14 protein-coding genes are annotated in these 18,112 nt (G+C 57.3%); 7 read left to right on the forward strand and 7 right to left on the reverse strand.

Translation table 11 applies throughout. The features are described 5' to 3' along the window. Positions 1-178: 178 nt before the first annotated feature. The 5 genes from ACYASS_RS09630 to cbiE form a co-directional block, all read right to left on the reverse strand. Positions 179-3,286, reverse strand: coding sequence for a hypothetical protein (locus tag ACYASS_RS09630; RefSeq protein ID WP_463585963.1), 3,108 nt, complete (start codon positions 3,284-3,286; stop codon positions 179-181). Positions 3,287-3,586: 300 nt separating this feature from the next. Then, positions 3,587-4,057 (reverse strand): copper chaperone PCu(A)C, encoded by a 471-nt coding sequence (locus ACYASS_RS09635; protein WP_463585964.1) that lies wholly within the window; start codon positions 4,055-4,057, stop codon positions 3,587-3,589. Between the two features lie 352 nt (positions 4,058-4,409). Further along, positions 4,410-5,147 (reverse strand): cobalt-precorrin-6A reductase, encoded by a 738-nt coding sequence (locus ACYASS_RS09640; protein ID WP_463585965.1) that lies wholly within the window; start codon positions 5,145-5,147, stop codon positions 4,410-4,412. Next, entirely contained in the window at positions 5,144-6,241 is a 1,098-nt protein-coding gene (locus ACYASS_RS09645; protein WP_463585966.1) for a cobalt-precorrin-5B (C(1))-methyltransferase, read from the reverse strand. Before ACYASS_RS09645 ends, ACYASS_RS09640 begins: the two co-directional genes overlap by 4 nt. Then, positions 6,241-7,443 (reverse strand): precorrin-6y C5,15-methyltransferase (decarboxylating) subunit CbiE, encoded by a 1,203-nt coding sequence (gene cbiE / locus ACYASS_RS09650; RefSeq protein ID WP_243245169.1) that lies wholly within the window; start codon positions 7,441-7,443, stop codon positions 6,241-6,243. Before cbiE ends, ACYASS_RS09645 begins: the two co-directional genes overlap by 1 nt. Positions 7,444-7,560: 117 nt before the next feature. Here cbiE and cobG point away from each other — a divergent pair, with 117 nt between their 5' ends. The 7 genes from cobG (at position 7,561) to ACYASS_RS09685 (ending at position 14,465) form a co-directional block, all read left to right on the forward strand. Beyond that, a complete protein-coding gene (gene cobG / locus ACYASS_RS09655; RefSeq protein ID WP_463585967.1) occupies positions 7,561-8,913 on the forward strand; it encodes a precorrin-3B synthase in 1,353 nt (450 codons plus the stop codon). After that, positions 8,906-9,532, forward strand: a complete 627-nt coding sequence (locus ACYASS_RS09660) for a precorrin-8X methylmutase (RefSeq protein WP_122663089.1) — start codon at positions 8,906-8,908, stop codon at positions 9,530-9,532. The genes cobG and ACYASS_RS09660 overlap by 8 nt, the downstream gene beginning before the upstream one ends. Next, positions 9,532-10,263 carry a precorrin-2 C(20)-methyltransferase gene (locus ACYASS_RS09665; RefSeq protein ID WP_463586174.1) on the forward strand — a complete coding sequence of 244 codons (732 nt, stop codon included), beginning with the start codon at positions 9,532-9,534 and terminating at the stop codon, positions 10,261-10,263. The genes ACYASS_RS09660 and ACYASS_RS09665 overlap by 1 nt, the downstream gene beginning before the upstream one ends. Beyond that, positions 10,263-11,966, forward strand: coding sequence for a precorrin-3B C(17)-methyltransferase (gene cobJ, locus ACYASS_RS09670; protein ID WP_463585968.1), 1,704 nt, complete (start codon positions 10,263-10,265; stop codon positions 11,964-11,966). The genes ACYASS_RS09665 and cobJ overlap by 1 nt, the downstream gene beginning before the upstream one ends. Positions 11,967-12,345: 379 nt before the next feature. Further along, a complete protein-coding gene (locus ACYASS_RS09675; RefSeq protein WP_463585969.1) occupies positions 12,346-13,083 on the forward strand; it encodes a hypothetical protein in 738 nt (245 codons plus the stop codon). A 60-nt stretch (positions 13,084-13,143) separates the two neighbouring features. After that, positions 13,144-13,833, forward strand: coding sequence for a hypothetical protein (locus ACYASS_RS09680; RefSeq protein WP_463585970.1), 690 nt, complete (start codon positions 13,144-13,146; stop codon positions 13,831-13,833). Then, positions 13,830-14,465 carry a hypothetical protein gene (locus ACYASS_RS09685; protein WP_463585971.1) on the forward strand — a complete coding sequence of 212 codons (636 nt, stop codon included), beginning with the start codon at positions 13,830-13,832 and terminating at the stop codon, positions 14,463-14,465. The genes ACYASS_RS09680 and ACYASS_RS09685 overlap by 4 nt, the downstream gene beginning before the upstream one ends. A gap of 44 nt (positions 14,466-14,509) precedes the next feature. On the opposite strand, the gene ACYASS_RS09690 is transcribed toward ACYASS_RS09685, so the two are convergent. Both ACYASS_RS09690 and ACYASS_RS09695 read right to left on the reverse strand, forming a co-directional pair. Beyond that, on the reverse strand, positions 14,510-15,106 hold the full coding sequence (locus ACYASS_RS09690; RefSeq protein WP_463585972.1) for a MarC family protein: 597 nt from the start codon (positions 15,104-15,106) through the stop codon (positions 14,510-14,512). A gap of 74 nt (positions 15,107-15,180) precedes the next feature. Then, entirely contained in the window at positions 15,181-17,970 is a 2,790-nt protein-coding gene (locus ACYASS_RS09695; RefSeq protein ID WP_463585973.1) for a hybrid sensor histidine kinase/response regulator, read from the reverse strand. Between the last annotated feature and the right edge of the window lie 142 nt (positions 17,971-18,112).

The following is an 18,112-nucleotide window of genomic DNA, read 5'->3' on the forward strand; positions in this document are numbered from 1 at the left end:
ATTCGATGGGGCACACGAGATAACGCATATCTGATTGCTGTTTAGCAAAGGCTGGGCCAAGGCGCGAAATAGCGCACCTGAGCGGGAAGTTGTCCTGTTGGACAGAAAAGTTGCGCACCAGCATGGAACTTATTTGGCGGGCTGGTGCGCAGTGCTGCGCTTAATTGGTGCTCGTGCCTCAGAGCATCAACTCAGTGTTGCCGGAGTAAAGATCGAACATTTTTTCCGGGATGCTGGCCGGGCTTTTGAAGTAAATGTAGAAACGCTTGCCCACCAGACGGCTTGCCACCAGTTGTAACGGCGTGGAGGGGGCAATCGCTACGTGGTCTCCCAGGAAGCTGGTGAACAGGTTTTTCTTTGGCACAGACTCATTGAAGATGACAAATACGGTGCTGTCCTCACTGCTGGCTGCCTCGCGAATGAATCCGTCGCGGCTCCACTGTTCGCTGCTCCAGCGGCTGACAGAGGCAGACTGAATACCGTTATCGACGAACACCTGTCCGATTTCAGTGGTCAGTTTTCGCAGCCCTGCGGCGCTGACCAATGCAGCTCGATAAGCCCGCCCCTGATATTCGTTGAGGCGATAGAACTCGCTCAGAAAACGAAGGGTCCACGGTGTGCGCATTCTGGCGCGCAGCAGGCTGTTGATGGCTTGCGAGCCGCCTTCACAGTAATCGAGGATTTCGGGCATATCACTGGCATTGGAGGTTTGTGCCAAGCGTAAATAGTTACTGTTGAATGCCTGTTTGGACACGGTGCTGACCTCTTCTACCGAGTTCGGCCAATCTTTGGTCACATCGCCCAGTTCCCGATCTGACTGTCTCAATAGCAGGCTGCTTATTCGGGTGCGTAGTGTTTCTATTCTGCTCCAGACGCCCGGGCTGGATTCCACCGCGTAGGCGCGTTCTCCAATCAGCAAGTCGGGATTGGCGGCGTCTGCCCGATAGAGCTGACAGTGACCGAACAGCCAGGGCTGGCGTTTGATGAAATATTGTTGATCACCTATCCGGACGGCGTGGAACTGACTGGCGTCGTAGGGTACGGCGGCGTCCAGTTCGGTGCGTTGCGATGTCGGGCTGGACGACTCCAGATAGCTGATCTGCTCCTCGCCTTCAGTGGTGGTGCGCTGAACCAGTGGCGTGGCTGATCGCAGATTTTCCAGCGGGGTGAAAGGCTCGCGATTTATGACCCAGCGACCCAGTGCAGCCGCGCCGAGGTAGCCAACAGCACACAACAATTCGAAGGCGGCTCCATGGTAGTCACCCTCCCTTAGACGTTGAAAAGCCTCCCAGAGCTTGAACAGACCTATGCCCGCTGCCAAGGCGATGAGTACGGGTGATGGAATGAATAGCATGGCAATGTTCAGCGCGATGCTGCCAAACAATGAACCGTGTTTTTTGACCACTTCGGGCCGGAAGTGAAGTTCAGTCCTGCGCGTATGTTTCAGATCGTGATGGGTCATGAGGTAGTCCTCGCCCTCATCAACGTAATCAGGTTCGCCGAAAATAAGGCTGGGCAGCCTTGCTGGCGCTTTCAGGTGTTTGTAAGTTTTCCTTGCGCGAAAGTGCTTGAGCCATTGCTCGTAATCTTCGGCGCTGCATTCAACCGGGCGACTTTCTTCGGGCAGTTGGCGTAGCAGGTAGCGGGTGAAGTCGGGATGATCCAGAAACTGCTCACGCATGGCCTTTTCGTTGGGGTACCAGCGAAATACCCGACTGTCCGGGGCATTGAGGGTACAGAGCAACATCGGCTGATCGGCGGTTGAACCTTGCGGCGCGATGCGCATGACATCAGGGAGCGGGTGTTGCTCAAGGATCATGAAGTCGAGGTTAATCGTTTTGTTGTCGACCTTCTGCCGCGTCTCGACGCAGGGGTTATCAATAATGGCCTTCATCCATGCCCTGGCCGCGTCGGGGAGCGGGTCAGCCTGAGCCTGTACCTGATCCATGCGCAGTTGGGCGATGGCAAGGCTTCTCACGTTCTCGAGCCAGGCTGCCTGATGAGTTCCCTGAGGTTGCGGGCCGTCGGGTATGTCCCTGCACAGATGATGCAACTGGATGATTGATTTACTGTAATCCTGCGCGGCAGCCACCCAGGCCTGCTGGTGTTCATGACTGGTTGTAGACCACCAGTGCGGCATGCTGCCCGCGATCAGGCGATGGTCGTTACGATCAAGCATCAGCGCATTGTCCAGATGCGCAGCCTGGGCAAGTCTCAGCGGTAAGGCGCGCGCAAACTCATTTGTGTCGATCCTCAGGGCTTTTGCCTGATTCAATAAATAGCTGAAGTCGGCTTGTTGCCTGGCTATTTGTTGGTCAAACAGCACCTGCAATACATCGCCTTTTAGCACCGACAACTGCCATGTTGGTGACGGGGTCGGGAACGTAATGACTTTAACCCTTGAAGCGGCGCTGAGGTTTTGCAGCAAAACCTGCTTTTGTATGGCGTCGCCAAAGCGCGCGTTCAGCGAGTTGATCATCGCTGCAATATTTGCAAAGCCTTCCAGGCCTTGATGCTCAGTACGCAACAAGACCTCACCCAGAGTGCTGTCATCTAATGCGGGGGAAGTCAGGCTATGGGTGTGCGTGAGGATAAACGCCCCGGGTAAAATCTGCGCTTCGCCCTGGCCATCCATCAGCGCCAGTTGAAAGGCCCCGTATTTCTGCACGGTATCGTTATTGGCAGTGCGTGGCCTGTTGAGTTGATCTTCAAGCATGGCGTGCTGGCTAATAGTCAGCAGGTTTTGCTCGACTGCCGCTTCGGACTCCAGCAGCAATGCTTTTTTGCGCTCGGTGATGAATCGTTCACGGCGGCTGACGCCATTGTCCAGACAGGTCCAATAGTCAGCCAGCTGTTGGCGATAGGCAGGCTCAAGTGCGTTGTTGAAATCCTTGTACAGATCCAGGATGTGCTGGCATTCCAGATGCGCGATTTCGTCGCTTTCAGCCACTGTGTTCGCGGCTTTGTAGAAGCCTGCGTGGACCGACAAATCGAAACTCTTGCGCCCCAGAGCATGATCGAGGAGCGTGCCTCGAACGGGCTCCGAGTGCCGGAACTGGCGCAGTGAGCGTTCGATGGTGGGGTGGCCTTGCACAGGCAGTTGGGTGAAAGGCGGGATTGTCAGGCTTTTCAGCGTGTAGGACGTCAGCCAGGTTTGGTTAATGTCGATGCTGACGCCAGGGTGATCGCGTTTGAGCAGGCGCAGAAATTCCTGTTCGGCGACGGTACGCAAGTCGGGCGGATACGCCGCGTTACTGGCAGCGGGTGAAGCAGATTGAGTCGTCATGATTCCGTTTCGTTTTGTGAAAGATGCAGCTCACGAAATCGGATTTGGGGGAGGGTGTCTGTCGGCTGGAGGGCGTTTTTTTGTTAGGGATATTCTGCAAGGGTTGTAGGGTTTAGCGGTTTAAACGCAGGAAATTCAGGCTGTCCATGGCACCGCGTTGTCGCGTAGCAAACACAGGACCTGTAGGAGCTGCCGAAGGCTGCGATGGCGGTATATCCGAAGGAATGCTTCGCAGCCTTCGGCAGCTCCTACAAGGGGCGTGCGCATTCAGTAATATCGAATCTGCCAAGGGTGCGCCTGTCAGTGACTGTGCGCGGATGCCCCAGGTGGCTGTTTCAGCACTTCAACGGTTACCGTCACATCGCCGGACTTTTCGAAGTGCAGGGTCAACGGGAAGCTTTTACCGTCGGTTAGCGCAGCCTTGTTCTTCAGGTCCAGCAGCATCACGTGATAACCCATGGGCGCGAATATCGCATCGCCGCCAGCCGGAACTTCTACGTTGGGCACCTGCTGCATTTTCATCAGGCCATTGGCGTGCACGTGCTCGTGAAGTTGAGCTGCGCCTGCGATGGGCGTGTCTGCGCTGAGCAGTCGGTCTGCGTTCTGGCCATTGTTGTGAATGACAAAATAGGCCGCGACGGTTGGCGCATTGGGCGGCAGCTCCATGGACCAGGGGCTGGCGATATTCAGCTCGGCTGCGCGGTAGTCAGCGGCACTGGCGTAACTCACTGGCAGCATCAACGCCGTCAGCATGAGCAGGTGCTTCAACATTAAACAGACTCCTGTCGATTGAGCTTTCATTTAGCCTGAACAACCTGGCGATGTAAAAAGCCCGGCATGTGGCGCGATGCCGCGCTTTCGCGAAGCAAAACATGGGATCTGTAGGAGTGAGCTTGATTGCGATTTCGGTATGTCAGTCAATAAATACATCGGCTGTGCTGACGTAATCGCGAGCAAGCTCACTCCTACAGAAAAAGCATTTCAAATCAGATGATTGATTTTTTTTGATAGATGCATTCTATGCTGACCTACGAACGCAACTCCCATGGGCCGGTACATCCGCAGCCTGTGTATCGTCTGGATTGCCACCTTCCCGAATAAATTCGGTCCTACAGCATTGGCGTCAGAGCTGAGATTGATGCAGCGCCTCAAGCATCGCAGCCGCAGAACCAAACTCCCGATCCACCTCCGGCAATTCCGGGCGCTTGAGTATCAACACCGGCACTTTTAGCTCACGGGCTACTTCCAGCTTGGCCTCGGTCGCATCGCCACCGCTGTTTTTGCTGATCAGCACATCAATGCTGCGCCGCTGAAAGAGTGCGCGCTCGTCCTCCAACAGAAACGGACCGCGCGCACCGATGACTTCGCAGTGCTTGTGTCGGGGCAAGTCTCGCAGAGTGTTTTCCAGGGCGCGTAACGTCCAGAACTGATGAGCAGGGATTTCGCTCAGATGCTGCAACGGCTCGCGGCCCAAGGTGAACAAGGGGCGTTGGAAGGGCTGTAGAGCCAGGATCAGTTCGGCCCAGTCCGCCACTTCGCGCCAATCGTCGCCCGGACCAGGCTGCCAGGCAGGTCGGCGCAAAGCCCAGCAGGGCACACTCGCCAGTTCGGCGGCGCGGGCAGCGTGATGGCTGATTTGCGCAGCGTACGGGTGCGTCGCGTCGATCAGTAAATCGATGCCTTGCCCGGCAATGAATTGCGCCAACCCTTCAGCGCCGCCATAACCGCCGACGCGAACTTCACACGTCAAGTCCGTGGGCACTCGACCGACTCCAGCCAGGCTGTAGATATGCTGCGGCCCGAGTGTGCGGGCGATGGCCAGCGCGTCGGTAACGCCGCCGAGCAGCAACAGGCGCTTCATGAGCTGACCCCGGCAGTGCCGACGATGCCGCCCTGGCGATCAATGGCGAATACTTCAACTTCGACCTGCGCGGGCACCACGCTGCGGGCGAAGTCCAGAGCGTGCTGGCAAACGATGTCGCCCAAGGGCACGTTCACTGCCGAACACATCGCCAACGCCTGCTGGCTGGTATTGGCCTCGCGAATGGCCTGTTGCAGAGCCTCGTCGGCACCGCCATCGGCCGCCCAGCGTGCCAGTTGTGGCAGATCAATGCTCGAATGGCGGCTGTGCAGGTCCATGTGCTTTGCAGCCAGTTTGCTGATCTTGCCAAAGCCGCCGCAGATGCTCAGTTTGGCCACCGGTACTCTGCGCAGGTGCTTGAGAACAGCGCCGACGAAGTCGCCCATTTCTATCAGTGCAATGTCTGGCATCTGGTAGACGCGGCGCATGGTGTCTTCGCTGGCGTTGCCGGTGCAGGCGGCGATGTGCAGATAACCGTTGGTTTTGGCGACGTCGATCCCTTGATGGATCGACGCGATATACGCCGCGCAGGAAAACGGCCGGACAATACCGCTGGTGCCTAGAATCGACAGTCCGCCAAGAATGCCCAGGCGTGGATTCATGGTTTTAAGCGCCAACGCCTCGCCCCCTTCGACGCTCACCGTAATCTCGAATCCACCGGTGTAACCTTGCTCGTTCGCGAGCGCTTGCAAATGCTCGATGATCATCATGCGTGGTACGGGATTGATCGCGGGCTCGCCGACTTTCAGCACCAGACCGGGCCGCGTGACGGTGCCTACGCCATGACCTGCCACGAACGTGACGGTCGGTTCTTCCAGCAGGCGCACGTGGGAAAATACCAGTGCGCCGTGGGTGACATCAGGGTCATCGCCGGCATCCTTGATCGTGCCCGCCTCTGCGCCTTGTGCAACCAGGCGGCAGAACTCCAGACGCATCTGAACCCGTTTGCCTTTGGGCAGGACGATCTCCACCGCATCGTTGACTTCCCCACCCAGTAACAGCCGCGCTGCCGCGAGGCTGGTCGCAGTTGCACAACTCCCCGTGGTCAGTCCGCTGCGCAGCGGTGCAGGTTGTTCGGCGGTTTCATCGCGCATCAGGGTTTGACCACGTCCAGTAAAGTAATAGGCAACGCCTGACGCCATGTGTCGAAATCGCCCAGCGGCTTGGCATGGGCAATATGGATGCGGGTCAACTCACCGCCGTGCAGGTCGCGCCAGGCCATTAAAGTGGATTCGCTTTGCAGGGTGACGGCATTGGCCACCAGACGTCCGCCTGAGCGTAGCTGTTGCCAGCAGGTATCCAGCACACCGGGTCGGGTCACGCCGCCACCAATGAAAATGGCGTCTGGTTGCTCAAGTCCCGCGAGGGCCTGAGGCGCGCTGCCGCGGACCAGTTGCAAGCCCGGCACGCCCAGCGCATCGCGGTTGAATTCGATCAGTTGCTGACGGCCTTCATCGGCTTCAATGGCCAGCGTCCGGCAGGTGGGATGGGCGCGCATCCATTCGATGCCGATAGAACCGCAGCCCGCGCCGACGTCCCACAACAACTCGCCGGGCACCGGGGCAAGGCGTGCCAGTGTGATCGCCCGAACATCGCGTTTGGTCAGTTGGCCGTCATGCTCGAAGGCTTCATCGGGCAAACCTGCCAGCGGCGAAAGACGCAAGGCGCTGGCGTCTGCGCGGCAATCGATCGCCACGACGTTCAGCGCGGCAATCTCCGGGTTGGCCCATTCACTTGCCAGACCTTCAACACGACGTTCTGCCGAGCCGCCCAGATGTTCCAGTACGGTCATGTGGCTGGGTCCGAAACCACGTTCACGCAGTAAACCGGCAATCGCTGCCGGGCTGCTGCCGTCATTGCTCAAGACCAGCAGGCGTACACCGTGATGGAATCGGGCATTCAGCGCGGCCAGCGGCCTCGCGACCACGGACAGGGTCACTACGTCCTGCAAAGGCCAGCCCAGCCGGGCAGCAGCCAACGAATAGGAGGAGGGCGCAGGCAGGATCAGCATTTCTTCGACAGCGACGACGCGTGCCAGACTTGCGCCAACGCCAAACAGCATCGGATCACCGCTGGCCAGCACACACACCTCTGCGCCGCGCTGTTCAAGCACCGGGTTAAGCGAGAAGGGGCTGGGCCAGGCGCGGCGTTCAGCTTTGATGCAGGGTGGGAGCAATTCCAGCTGACGCGGGCCGCCAAACACCTGATCAGCGCGCAATAGAGCGTGCCGGGCATTCTTGCCCAGGCCTTTGTAGCCGTCTTCACCGATTCCCACGACTGTCAGCCAGGGCGACATTTGCTTACCTCAATCCGATCTTCCGACAGAGCGGCTTTTCATGCCTGCGGACAAAGCAGGCATAATACCGCGCCTGCCAGGCACAAGTGCCTATTCAAACCAATTCATGGTGATCCATTGACCGAGCCGAAGTCCGCTCGCACGCCTGTAACGTCCTTACGCCCCTCGGCCTGTCCGGGGTTGCTGCGTATCGTCCCGGCACTGGATGGCGGAATCTGCCGGATCAAACTGGCGGGCGGTTCGATCAGTGCTGCTCAGGCACATGCCGTGGCTCACGCGGCACAACGTTACGCGCATGGCGTGATCGAAGCCACCAACCGCGCCAACCTGCAGATTCGCGGTATTGGCGACGGGCAGGCGGCATTGATCGACACGCTGCTGGCGGCCGGGCTTGGGCCCAACAACCCCGACAGCGATGATGTGCGCAACCTGATGCTCAGCCCGGTGGCGGGTCTGGACCCGCACATGTTGCTGGACGTGCGACCTTTGGCCGCGCAAATCCTGCATGTGCTGGAAGCCAATCCGCGCTTTCATGACCTGTCGCCCAAGTTCGCGCTGTCGCTGGACGGCGGTGAAGCCATGGTGATGCTCGAACATCCTCATGATCTGTGGCTCTCGGCGCTTAACGTGGACGGCCAACTGATGCTGGGCTTCGGTCTGGCCGGTTGTCCTGCTGATGATTCGCCATTGGCAGCGGTTCCAGCGGAAAACGCACTGGAGCTGGTGCTGGCGGTTCTGGAACTGTTTCTGGACACGGCTCGTCCGGAGCAGGTGCGCATGCGTCATCTGTTGGCCGAGGTGCCTGCGCGGCAACTGCTTCAACGGTTGCAGCAGCGTTTGAGTGTTGAGCTTAGAACTGATCAAAAAATAACCCTGTGGCGTCGTCCAGCCGTCAGCCGTCACCTGCATCTGGGCATTTATCCACAGCAGCAAACCGGCAAAGTAGCCGTTGGCGCTGCTGTCCCATTGGGGCGACTTGACCCGGCGATGCTGAGCGCTGTTGCGCAACTGGCGATTGAGTTTGGCGACGCGACTCTGCGTTTTACGCCTTGGCAAAGCCTGCTATTGCCGAACGTTGCAGCCGGGCAGGCAGCGCATGTGTTGCTTGCCCTGCAAACGGCCGGTCTGCTGTGTTCCGCGGAACAACCTTTAGCGCAGATCATTGCCTGCACAGGGTCGAGTGACTGCGCCAAAGGCCAGGCCGATACCAAAGCCGATGCACGTTTGCTGGCCGGGCAATTGCAACGCAGTGGCGTCAGCCGTGCAGTGCATCTGTCGGCCTGCAAGCGGTCCTGCGCAGCGGCGCATGTGGCATCGGCGACGTTACTGGCGGTATCCCCGGGCCATTACGACCTTTATTTTCGCGATGCAGTGCAGCCCGGTTTCGGTGCCCTGCAAGCGCGTGACCTCACTATTGAAGCAGCCGGCGCATTGTTGATCGCCGACTCACGGAGCAACACCCATGATTGATTACATCCGCGATGGTCAGGAGATTTATCGCAACTCCTTCTCGATCATCCGTGCGGAAGCGCGCCTGGACACGATCCCTGCCGATCTGGAAAAACTCGCTGTGCGCGTGATCCATGCTTGCGGCATGGTCGAAGTGATCGAAGACTTGCGCTTCTCGCCAGGCGCAGGCAAAGCGGGGCGCGATGCATTGGCGGCTGGTGCGCCAATCCTGTGCGACGCACGAATGGTGTCCGAAGGCATCACGCGTACCCGCCTGCCTGCCAATAATCAGATCATCTGCACACTGCATGATGAAGGCGTGCGGGAACTGGCTCTGGAGCTGGGTAACACCCGTTCTGCGGTGGCTCTGGAGCACTGGCGTGAACATCTGGAAGGCAGCGTTGTGGTAATTGGCAATGCGCCTACTGCCTTGTTCTATCTGCTGGAAATGCTCGATGCGGGAGCACCAAAACCCGCGCTGATCCTTGGCTTTCCCGTCGGTTTCGTCGGTGCTGCCGAGTCCAAGGCCATGCTTGCGGCTGACAGCCGTGGCGTACCGTTTGTGATCATGCAGGGGCGGCGTGGCGGCAGTGCCATGGCCGTTGCTGCCGTCAACGCACTGGCCACGGAGATCGAATGATGCAGTCACGCGGTCGATTGATAGGCCTGGGCGTTGGCCCCGGTGACCCGGAGCTGATCACCGTCAAGGCCTTGCGCCTGCTGCGTGAGTCGCCAGTGGTTGCTTACTTCGTCGCCAAGGGCAAGAAGGGCAACGCGTTCGGCATCATCGAAGGCCATTTGCAGGATGCCCAGACGTTAATGCCGCTGGTTTACCCGGTGACGACCGAAGCGTTGCCTGCACCGATGTCCTACGAAAAAGTCATCAGTGATTTCTACGATGAGGCCAGCGTCGACGTGGCTGCCCATCTGGACGCTGGTCGTGACGTGGCGGTGATCTGTGAAGGTGATCCGTTCTTTTACGGCTCCTACATGTACCTGCATGACCGACTTGCCGATAAGTATGAGGCTCAAGTCATACCGGGCGTCTGTTCGATGCTCGGTGGTGCTTCGGTCTTGGGTGCGCCGCTTGTGTACCGCAACCAGAGCCTGTCGGTCTTGTCCGGCGTGCTGCCCCACGAAGAACTCAAGCGAAAACTGGCCGATGCCGACGCAGCGGTAATCATGAAGCTGGGCCGCAATTTCCCGAAAGTCCGTCAGGTGCTGGAAGAGTTGGGGCTGGCCGGGCGGGCGCTGTACGTTGAGCGCGCCACCATGGCTAATCAGAAAATCGTCCCGCTGGATGAAGTGGTGCCGATGTCTTCGCCGTACTTCTCGCTCATTATTGTTCCGGGCGAAAGGTGGCAGGGCTGATGACACAGAACATTCCAGCCATTGTGATTCTGGGCAATGGCAGCCTCGCGACCGCCCGACGCATTCAGCAGTTGTATCCGGAATCACTGGTTTACGGCCTGATTGATCGTGTGCAGGGCGCCGACAAAAGCTACAGCGAATTTGGCACGACCTTGCGTCAGTTCTATCAACAGAACACGCCAATTATTGCCCTGTGTGCCGCAGGCATCGTGATTCGTACCCTCGCACCGCTGCTGCTGGAAAAGGGCGCGGAGCCTGCTGTGCTGGCGATTGCTGAAGACGGCAGCGCGGTTGTGCCGTTGCTGGGGGGGCTTGGCGGAGTCAATGTCATGGCTCGGGAGATCGCCGCAGGTCTGGGTATCGCGCCTGCGATCACCACCAGCGGTGAGCTGCGTTTCGGGACCTGCCTGCTCAATCCGCCCATTGGCTATGCACTGGGCGACCTTGAGCTGGGCAAGCGCTTCGTGTCCGATTTGCTGTCAGGCGAAAGCGTGCGCATCGAAGGTGCTGCGCCCTGGTTGAGCAAAGCGCAGTTACCGGAGGACGAACACGCGCAGTTGGCGATCCATGTGAGCTGTGCCGAGCGCGAGCCGTCGGCCAATGAGTTGCTGATCTACCCGCGTTGTGTCGCGGTGGCTGTTACGGCGATATCTGCCGACCTGGCCGTCAATATTCGAGCGGCGCTGTACGATGCGGGCATCGCCGTTCAATCGCTGGCCTGTCTGTTGGCGGCTGATTCGCAAATGGCTGATCCACTCTTGCATCAAGCTGCCCGGGAGCTGGATGCCGTGCTGCGTTTTGTTCCCGCTGCATCGGCGCTCGATATGGCTGCCCGGGCTGTGCCGCAACTTTTGCCACCTATCGATACGCACGACGGGTTGGCGGTTGCTGTTGCACCTCATCCGCTGGACGTTCAGCAGATCGGTAAAGGGCGCGGCAGGCTTGCGGTCATCGGGCTGGGCCCCGGAGCCGCTGAACTGATGGTGCCAGCGGTGAAGGCTGAGCTGGCTCGGGCCAACGATGTACTGGGTTATGAAACCTACGTGCGCATGGCCGGGCCGTTTCGCGCCGATCAGATCATGCACTGCACTGATAACCGCGAAGAAATGCAGCGCGCACGACACGCTTTCGAGCTGGCGGCCTCCGGGCGCTCAGTGGTGGTCGTTTCATCTGGCGACCCAGGTGTGTTCGCGATGGCCGCAGCGGTGCTGGAAGCCCTGCATGAATCAACCAACCTTGCCTGGCATCAGGTCGAACTGGAAATCCTGCCCGGGGTCTCCGCGTCGCTGGCGACCGCCGCACAGGCTGGCGCGCCATTGGGTCACGACTTCTGCGTGATGTCGCTGTCGGACAACCTCAAGCCCTGGGACATTATCGAAAGGCGTCTGGACCTTGCCTCCCAGGCCGATCTGGCGCTGGCTTTCTACAACCCGATCTCCCGTTCTCGCCCATGGCAACTGGGGCGAGCGCTTGAAATCGTTCGCCAGCACCGCACTCCTGAAACGCCTGTGACGCTGGGGCGTGACATCGGTCGACCGGGGCAGACCTTGCGCATCATTACGCTGGGCGAACTGACACCCGAGCAGGTAGACATGCGCACGATGGTGTTGATCGGTTCATCGACGACCTGCACGTTTGCACGCGCCGAGGGTGGCCAGTGGGTCTACACGCCGCGGTGGTATGGGGATAAGGGTAAGGGCTAATGATACTTGCCATTCATCTTCTGCACTGGACAGGCGTGTCGGACGGTGGATGGTCCCTGGTTTAGAGCCGTCTGTTGCTGTAAGAACTTTCTTTGATATAAGAAGTAATCAGTCAGTTGATCTGACTGATTGCTCTTATTGTTCGTGCTGATTTTTTTCTTTTGGCGAGGATTCATAAAGTTTCTTAGTCACTGCTTAGTCTCAAAGCCTCGGGTTTGTTGGTGTAAGTGTTATCGAGGTTTTAGTGGCTGGCGTTTTTAAGATTGCTGTCGCGCTGTTCGTCCGTTTTTCTGTGTGCTTACAGTGCAGTAGACGAGCTGTAGTTGGTAAGCTAGGTTTGAATTGTCCATGAGGGACTTATTTATAAAAAGGGAATTTTATGAAAGATACAGAGCAGGTCGGCGGCTTTATGAATGATGGCATGAACCGCATGAGCGAATTCGTACGGAAGGAGGTCGGCCCCGAAAGCGATACTTCTATAGTCATGGAAAATGTCCTGATTTCGATTGCGAGCGGCATGTCGACAAAGAATAAGGAAATTGTTCTTGACGCCGTTCAGTACGCAAAGACTAAGGCTGGATACTCGGTGAAGCACGTCTCCTCTTACGAGATATTTACGCGCGAAATGCATAACTGCGGCTTTCCCTCCACCCGCTCCCGATATGGTAATTATGAAGCCAAGGACAGCCGCCTGACCATGGACAAGGTCGGTCTGGAGATTCTCACTGGCCTGATCGGAGCTGCTGCCGTTGGGCCGCTGACCGGGAAGCTATTATTAGGGCTGGTAGGTCAGGCCTTCGAAAGCCTGAAATCACAAGACAAGCCACTGGAGCTATTTCAGCGTTCGGTAAAGCAGTTTGGTGATGTCAGCTTTGCAATTGTATCCGGTGTCGAAACCGTTGAAGGTGATGTATTGCTGGCCATGGCGTTTGTCTCGCTTAAAGTGAATGTGAGTGCAACCAATGTGCTTTTCTGGGATTTCAACACCTCTGCAATAACGATAGAGCGCGGTGAGAACTTCACCCAGTTGAACCCGCGCCAATGGCGACGTGCCGAAAAGCATGTAGATAAATATTTGACCGATCAACTTGACGCAGAATTTGCACTCATCAACTAAGTGTGTGGGCTGCTCTTTTTATGGCAGCCCTTTTTTCAGGGTTTGATAATGGATGTCGTAATGGATGACGAAAGTCGCTGTGCCTATGTGAGTGCGGGCCATGTACTGTTTTTTGAAGACGGCGTGACGAAGCAAACCAGGGATGATGTGCTCTGCTCGACTCTATATTCACAAACAGGAGCTTCCCACAAGTATTCGAAATTTACCGAGTCTTCCGAATGGAGTGCCAAGTGTAATGAGGTAATGAGCCTTTTTGGTTGGTTAACGCTGCAGGAGCGTACTCAGGATTACCTTTACAGTGCAGAGGTCTCCCTTGGCGTAGAGCGAACGTTGGCAGAACTGCTGCGCCTGAGGGTTCCAGCCGCTCTTCTTCAGCGGCTTTTGAGGCTTTGTACCGATTTGAAAGCTTCGAGTCATCATGATCCAGCGCAGCGGTTGCTGCTGGAGCATGCATTGGATTCTCAGGCAGACATGGATAGCACGACGCTCATCCTGCTGGTCAGCTTCATAAGCCCTGCATCCTTAATCACCACAGTCTTCCTGATATCGAAAATGCCTGCGCTTGGCGAACAATCTCCTATATCCGCGCACCTGTCGACCCCGCGATCAAGTGGCAGCTTATCGATAACCGTATCTTCTGCGGAATTTGTTGAAAGAAGATATCGCCGGATCAGAGAGCGCGTCATCACTGAGCTAGGGGCGGCAAAAAATGAATGCGTTATCGCTTTGAGCGAGGGGGGGATGGCATGAGTCATTCATCAGATATTCTGTTGGGCGGCACTAATCTGGTTACTTTCTCGCCCGATACTTCTGCCGAAGAAAAAGCAGACATTCTTGACTGCCTTGCCTATTCCGAACTAAAAGCAAACGCCACGCATAACCGGAAAAGATACTGGGCTCAATGGATCGACCGTTTTCAATTCGGATTTTACAAAAGCGGCTTTGAAATTACCGATGCCCTGCCTGGCGAGCGGTTCGTTTTAACGGACCCTCGGGACCTTGCCTCGGTGATAGGCGACGCGATTGCTACCTCAGAGAACAGTGCTTTGGAGCGGCTCGCACGTTCTGCTTTCAACGAATTGATGCGCAGCAACGACGGCAAGATTTTTTTCCGCAACTGGTTCAGCAAGGAACGCAGTGAGAACGTGCAGATTATTCCGTGCCGAAAGGATGCTCGTGGGCGTATAGAGATTATGTTCTGTGGTCTGGAAATGAACATCGGTACGACTGAGCCTTCCTGGTTTCAGGGCTCAAAAGCAAAAGTCGCAGTCACGATCGCAGGAGGGGGGTACCGCTACAGTGCTGATACCTATGCGCCCTATCGAAAAAAAGTCGCCGCTTTTCTGGATGAACAGACGGCTATGGAGTTTCGAAACATATAGCGCAATGGAGTGTGCCTGATATTCAGCTATGGGCCATTTGATGTTTATCGCACCAGATAACCCTGCACCCCGGTAAAGATGATCTGCGCGGCTAACGCACAGACAAACAACCCCATCAACCGACTGACGATCTGCAAGCCTTGTTCACCCAGGATGCGTTCAATGTTGTTGGCCAGGTACAGCACCACGCCAACAGTGAGGCTGGCCAAAGCAATACTGAAAATAGCAGTCAGCTTGTCATCCCAGTGAGGCTGGCTGACGCCCATCACTAACAACGCACCAATGGTACCGGGGCCGACAGTGAGCGGAATGGTCAGCGGGACGATGGTCACGTCTTGCTGAACATTGTCGGTCTGTACCGCCGACTTGCCTTGCGCCATTCCCAGTGCAGAAATGAACAGCACACTGCCCGCGCCGATTCGGAATGCATCAACCGTAATGCCAAATACGCTGAAGATCACACGACCGAACAGGTAGAGCAACACGCTGGAAATCAGGGTCGCCAGTGCCACTTTCCACGCCAGACGCCGTTGCTCTTTACGCGAGTGACCACGGGTCAGGCTGATGAAACAGGAGAGGACGAAGAACGGGCTGTAAAGCACCAGCATCTTCAGATATACGCTGAACAACACATGGAGCATGGCTTGGGCTCGGCAGCAGGTAAAGACGTGGCGAGTCTATCAGGGCGCAACAGACGTCGCTGTGAAGCAGCAGATCAATTTTGTTGGTAAAGATCACCGGATGATGTCAGTGCGCGAACCTTCTCACGTTGGGCTACCCAGTGTTCCACCAACTCGCGCAATTGAGACAGCTCCACGGGTTTGGCCATATGCCCGTCCATACCGGCCTGACGAGCGCGATCCTTGTGTTCTGTCAGGATGTGCGCGGTCAGCGCCACCACGGGTGTGCGTACCCGCTGGTTGCCAACTTCCCATGCACGCAGCTGTTCGGTGGCGGAAAAGCCGTCCAGAATCGGCATTTCACAGTCCATCAACACCAAGTCATAGCGCTGGGCTTTCATTGCTCGCAAGGCTTCTTCGCCGTTACTGGCAGTGTCAGGGTTCAGGTTCAGCTTGCCCAGCATGCCGCGAATCACTTTGGTAGAGATGTTGTTATCTTCGGCGACCAGAATACGGAAGTCGCTCGGTACCTTGACCGGTATGTTGTGTATGGGCGTCACCTGGTGCGGCGTCGCCCCCTTGTTCAGTTGAGTGAGCTCATCCGCCAACGTGGTTTTGAGCGTGTAACCCGCCACCGGCTTGGCCAGAATTCTCTTGATTCCTGCATTGCGCGCGATGATCTTGCTTGGCGCATTGCTGATACCGGTCAGCATGATCAGCAGGATGTCGTGGTTCAGGCTTGGATCTTCCTTGATCTTGGCGGCCAGCTGCATGCCCGTCATGCCGGGCATGTTCTGATCCAGCAGCACTACATCAAAGTAATCACGCAAGTGCGCCTTGGTTCGCAACAGGGCCAGGGCTTCTTTACCGGACGGCACGGCACTGACGTTGAGGCCCCAGGAACTACATTGTTGAACCAGCACTTTGCGGCATGTTTCGTTATCGTCGACGACCAGCACTCTTGCACCCTTGAGCGGGCTGTCGAGGTCCAGTGGCGGTTGCTCCAGACGATTCGAATCAAGCGGCAGGCTCAGCCACAATGTGCTGCCGTGGCTACCGCCGGACTGGATGCCGAATTCACCGCCCATCAGGCCGATCAACTGGCGGGCAATAACCAGACCCAGATGCCCGCCCAGTTTGCTTGAGGCCATGAAATTCTTGCTGTGCAGTTCGGCATGCAGCAATGCCTCGCGATCGTCGGCAGAGAGCGCTTCGCCGCTGTCCTGTACCGCGATGCGCAGGCGAGGTTTGCCAGCGCGGGAGTCGAGAGCAACCACCACCAGAATCTCACCCTCGTCGGTTTTCTTCAGGGCGTTTTCCAGCAGGCTCAGTACGGTCTGACGCAGGCGAGTCGGGTCACCGCTGATGACCCGTGGCACTTGCGGCTGGATCAGGCTGATCAGTTCGACATCCTGCTGCTCAGCTTTGGCGCGGAAGATGTTAAGGCAGTCCTCGATCAGAGCACTGAGATCGAACTGCACATCATCCAGCTCGATCTGCCCGGACTCGAGTTTGGTGATGTCGAGAATTTCGTTGATCAGACTGAGCAGTTCGTTGCCCGCGCTGTGAATAGTCTGCACGTAGTCGCGCTGCTTGACCGATAACGGTGTGCCCAGCAGCAATTCGGTCATGCCCAGTACACCGTTCATCGGGGTACGGATTTCGTGGCTGATTTTTGCCAGGAATTCGGCCTTGGCGTTGATTTCCGCGGTGCTCGCGGCCTTGTCCCGGCTAATACTGAATTTGTCTTCGGTAAAACTGCGATGGCGTTCGCTGATTGCCACACTCATCAACAAGCCGCTGAAGCAGAACACCGCCAGCAGCGTGAGGATCAACCATTGTGGGGATATCCATGTCAGCCACAGCAGGGCAGGCAAAATCACCAGGCAGCCAATGTTGAAGGTGACCATCGACATCACGAACAGACGCGCAGGCCAGTAACCTTTCTGCCAGTGGTAGGCCGAGACGAACAGGATGCTCACGGTCGCAAGTGTTACCAGTCCGAACGTCAGCAGGTTCAGTGGCAAGGTGTCGACGAACATTATCAACAGGCAGCCGAGGGCAATGACAACCAGACTGCCCATCAACAGACGATTGAGCGCGATGACATTGCGATGCGCGAAGAAGGAGTGGGCATACATCAGGCCCGCGAGCGCCGCGAACAGCAGGGTCAGATGCGCCGCAGGTGTTTGCGCGATGTGCCAGGTCTTGAGCCACGGGGTCAACAGGTTGAGTAGCAGCGCAGCGCTGAGCGCCAGCAATCCCTCGCAGCCTGCGAGCCATAGGTTCGTGCGCGATCGGGTGTGCGCGTAGCGGGTCATGTTCTGCAGGATCAGCATGCCCAGCGAGCCGAACAACAGGCCGAACAAAAACGGTTCGCGTTCGTCGGCCGCGCTGTTTATTGCGGGTTGCAGGCTGATGTTGGGGCGCAATTGCTGGGTTGAGACCAGCCGCAGATAGATATCCACAGGCGCTGAGCTTTGCGGGATAGGCAGCATGAAATCGCTGGCCCGCAAGACATTGTTCTGGGGCGCGACGCTGTTACCGGTGCGCGTATGGTTAATCAGTTCGTCCAGATTCAGGACATAGAGGTCCAGACTGGCGAGGTCGGGAGCGAAGATGCGTAACAGTTGTTCGTGATCGCTGGGTTGCAGGCGATAGTGCAGCCACAGGGCGCTATTACGATCGGCGGCCGTGACCTGATCAAGTTCGGTAGGGCTGAACTGGTTTTGATAGCGGGCAGAGCGTACATCGCTCAATTGCAGGTTTGCCTGGGGGTCGAGCAGTGTTGACCAGCCCGCACTTGGCTGGGCATGCGCCGACAGCACGAAGAGCAGGGTCAACATCCCTACGGTTAAACCTTTGGCAATCCTGAGCCAGCGCACGGTGAGATCCCTTCGTAAGATGAATGCCCGATAACTCTAAACTCTATTTCAATCTCTGTGCGAAGCGCTGAATGGCCGGTCAAACCCGGCAGGCGGAGCGAGACGCGCGTGCGCTCGTTCCCAATCCTGCCGGATCCGGCTA

Source organism: Pseudomonas sp. HP_14, assembly GCF_055283875.1.

Excerpts from the sequence above, each read along its gene's own strand:
- ACYASS_RS09685 (WP_463585971.1), top strand. The coding sequence starts at position 13,830 with ATGAGTCATTCATCAGATATTCTGTTGGGCGGCACTAATCTGGTTACT.
- ACYASS_RS09640 (WP_463585965.1), bottom strand. The coding sequence starts at position 5,147 with ATGAAGCGCCTGTTGCTGCTCGGCGGCGTTACCGACGCGCTGGCCATC.
- cbiE (WP_243245169.1), bottom strand. The coding sequence starts at position 7,443 with ATGTCGCCCTGGCTGACAGTCGTGGGAATCGGTGAAGACGGCTACAAA.
- cobJ (WP_463585968.1), top strand. The coding sequence starts at position 10,263 with ATGACACAGAACATTCCAGCCATTGTGATTCTGGGCAATGGCAGCCTC.
- ACYASS_RS09675 (WP_463585969.1), top strand. The coding sequence starts at position 12,346 with ATGAAAGATACAGAGCAGGTCGGCGGCTTTATGAATGATGGCATGAAC.
- ACYASS_RS09645 (WP_463585966.1), bottom strand. The coding sequence starts at position 6,241 with ATGCGCGATGAAACCGCCGAACAACCTGCACCGCTGCGCAGCGGACTG.
- ACYASS_RS09665 (WP_463586174.1), top strand. The coding sequence starts at position 9,532 with ATGCAGTCACGCGGTCGATTGATAGGCCTGGGCGTTGGCCCCGGTGAC.
- ACYASS_RS09690 (WP_463585972.1), bottom strand. The coding sequence starts at position 15,106 with ATGCTCCATGTGTTGTTCAGCGTATATCTGAAGATGCTGGTGCTTTAC.
- ACYASS_RS09635 (WP_463585964.1), bottom strand. The coding sequence starts at position 4,057 with ATGTTGAAGCACCTGCTCATGCTGACGGCGTTGATGCTGCCAGTGAGT.
- ACYASS_RS09660 (WP_122663089.1), top strand. The coding sequence starts at position 8,906 with ATGATTGATTACATCCGCGATGGTCAGGAGATTTATCGCAACTCCTTC.
- ACYASS_RS09680 (WP_463585970.1), top strand. The coding sequence starts at position 13,144 with ATGGATGACGAAAGTCGCTGTGCCTATGTGAGTGCGGGCCATGTACTG.
- ACYASS_RS09630 (WP_463585963.1), bottom strand. The coding sequence starts at position 3,286 with ATGACGACTCAATCTGCTTCACCCGCTGCCAGTAACGCGGCGTATCCG.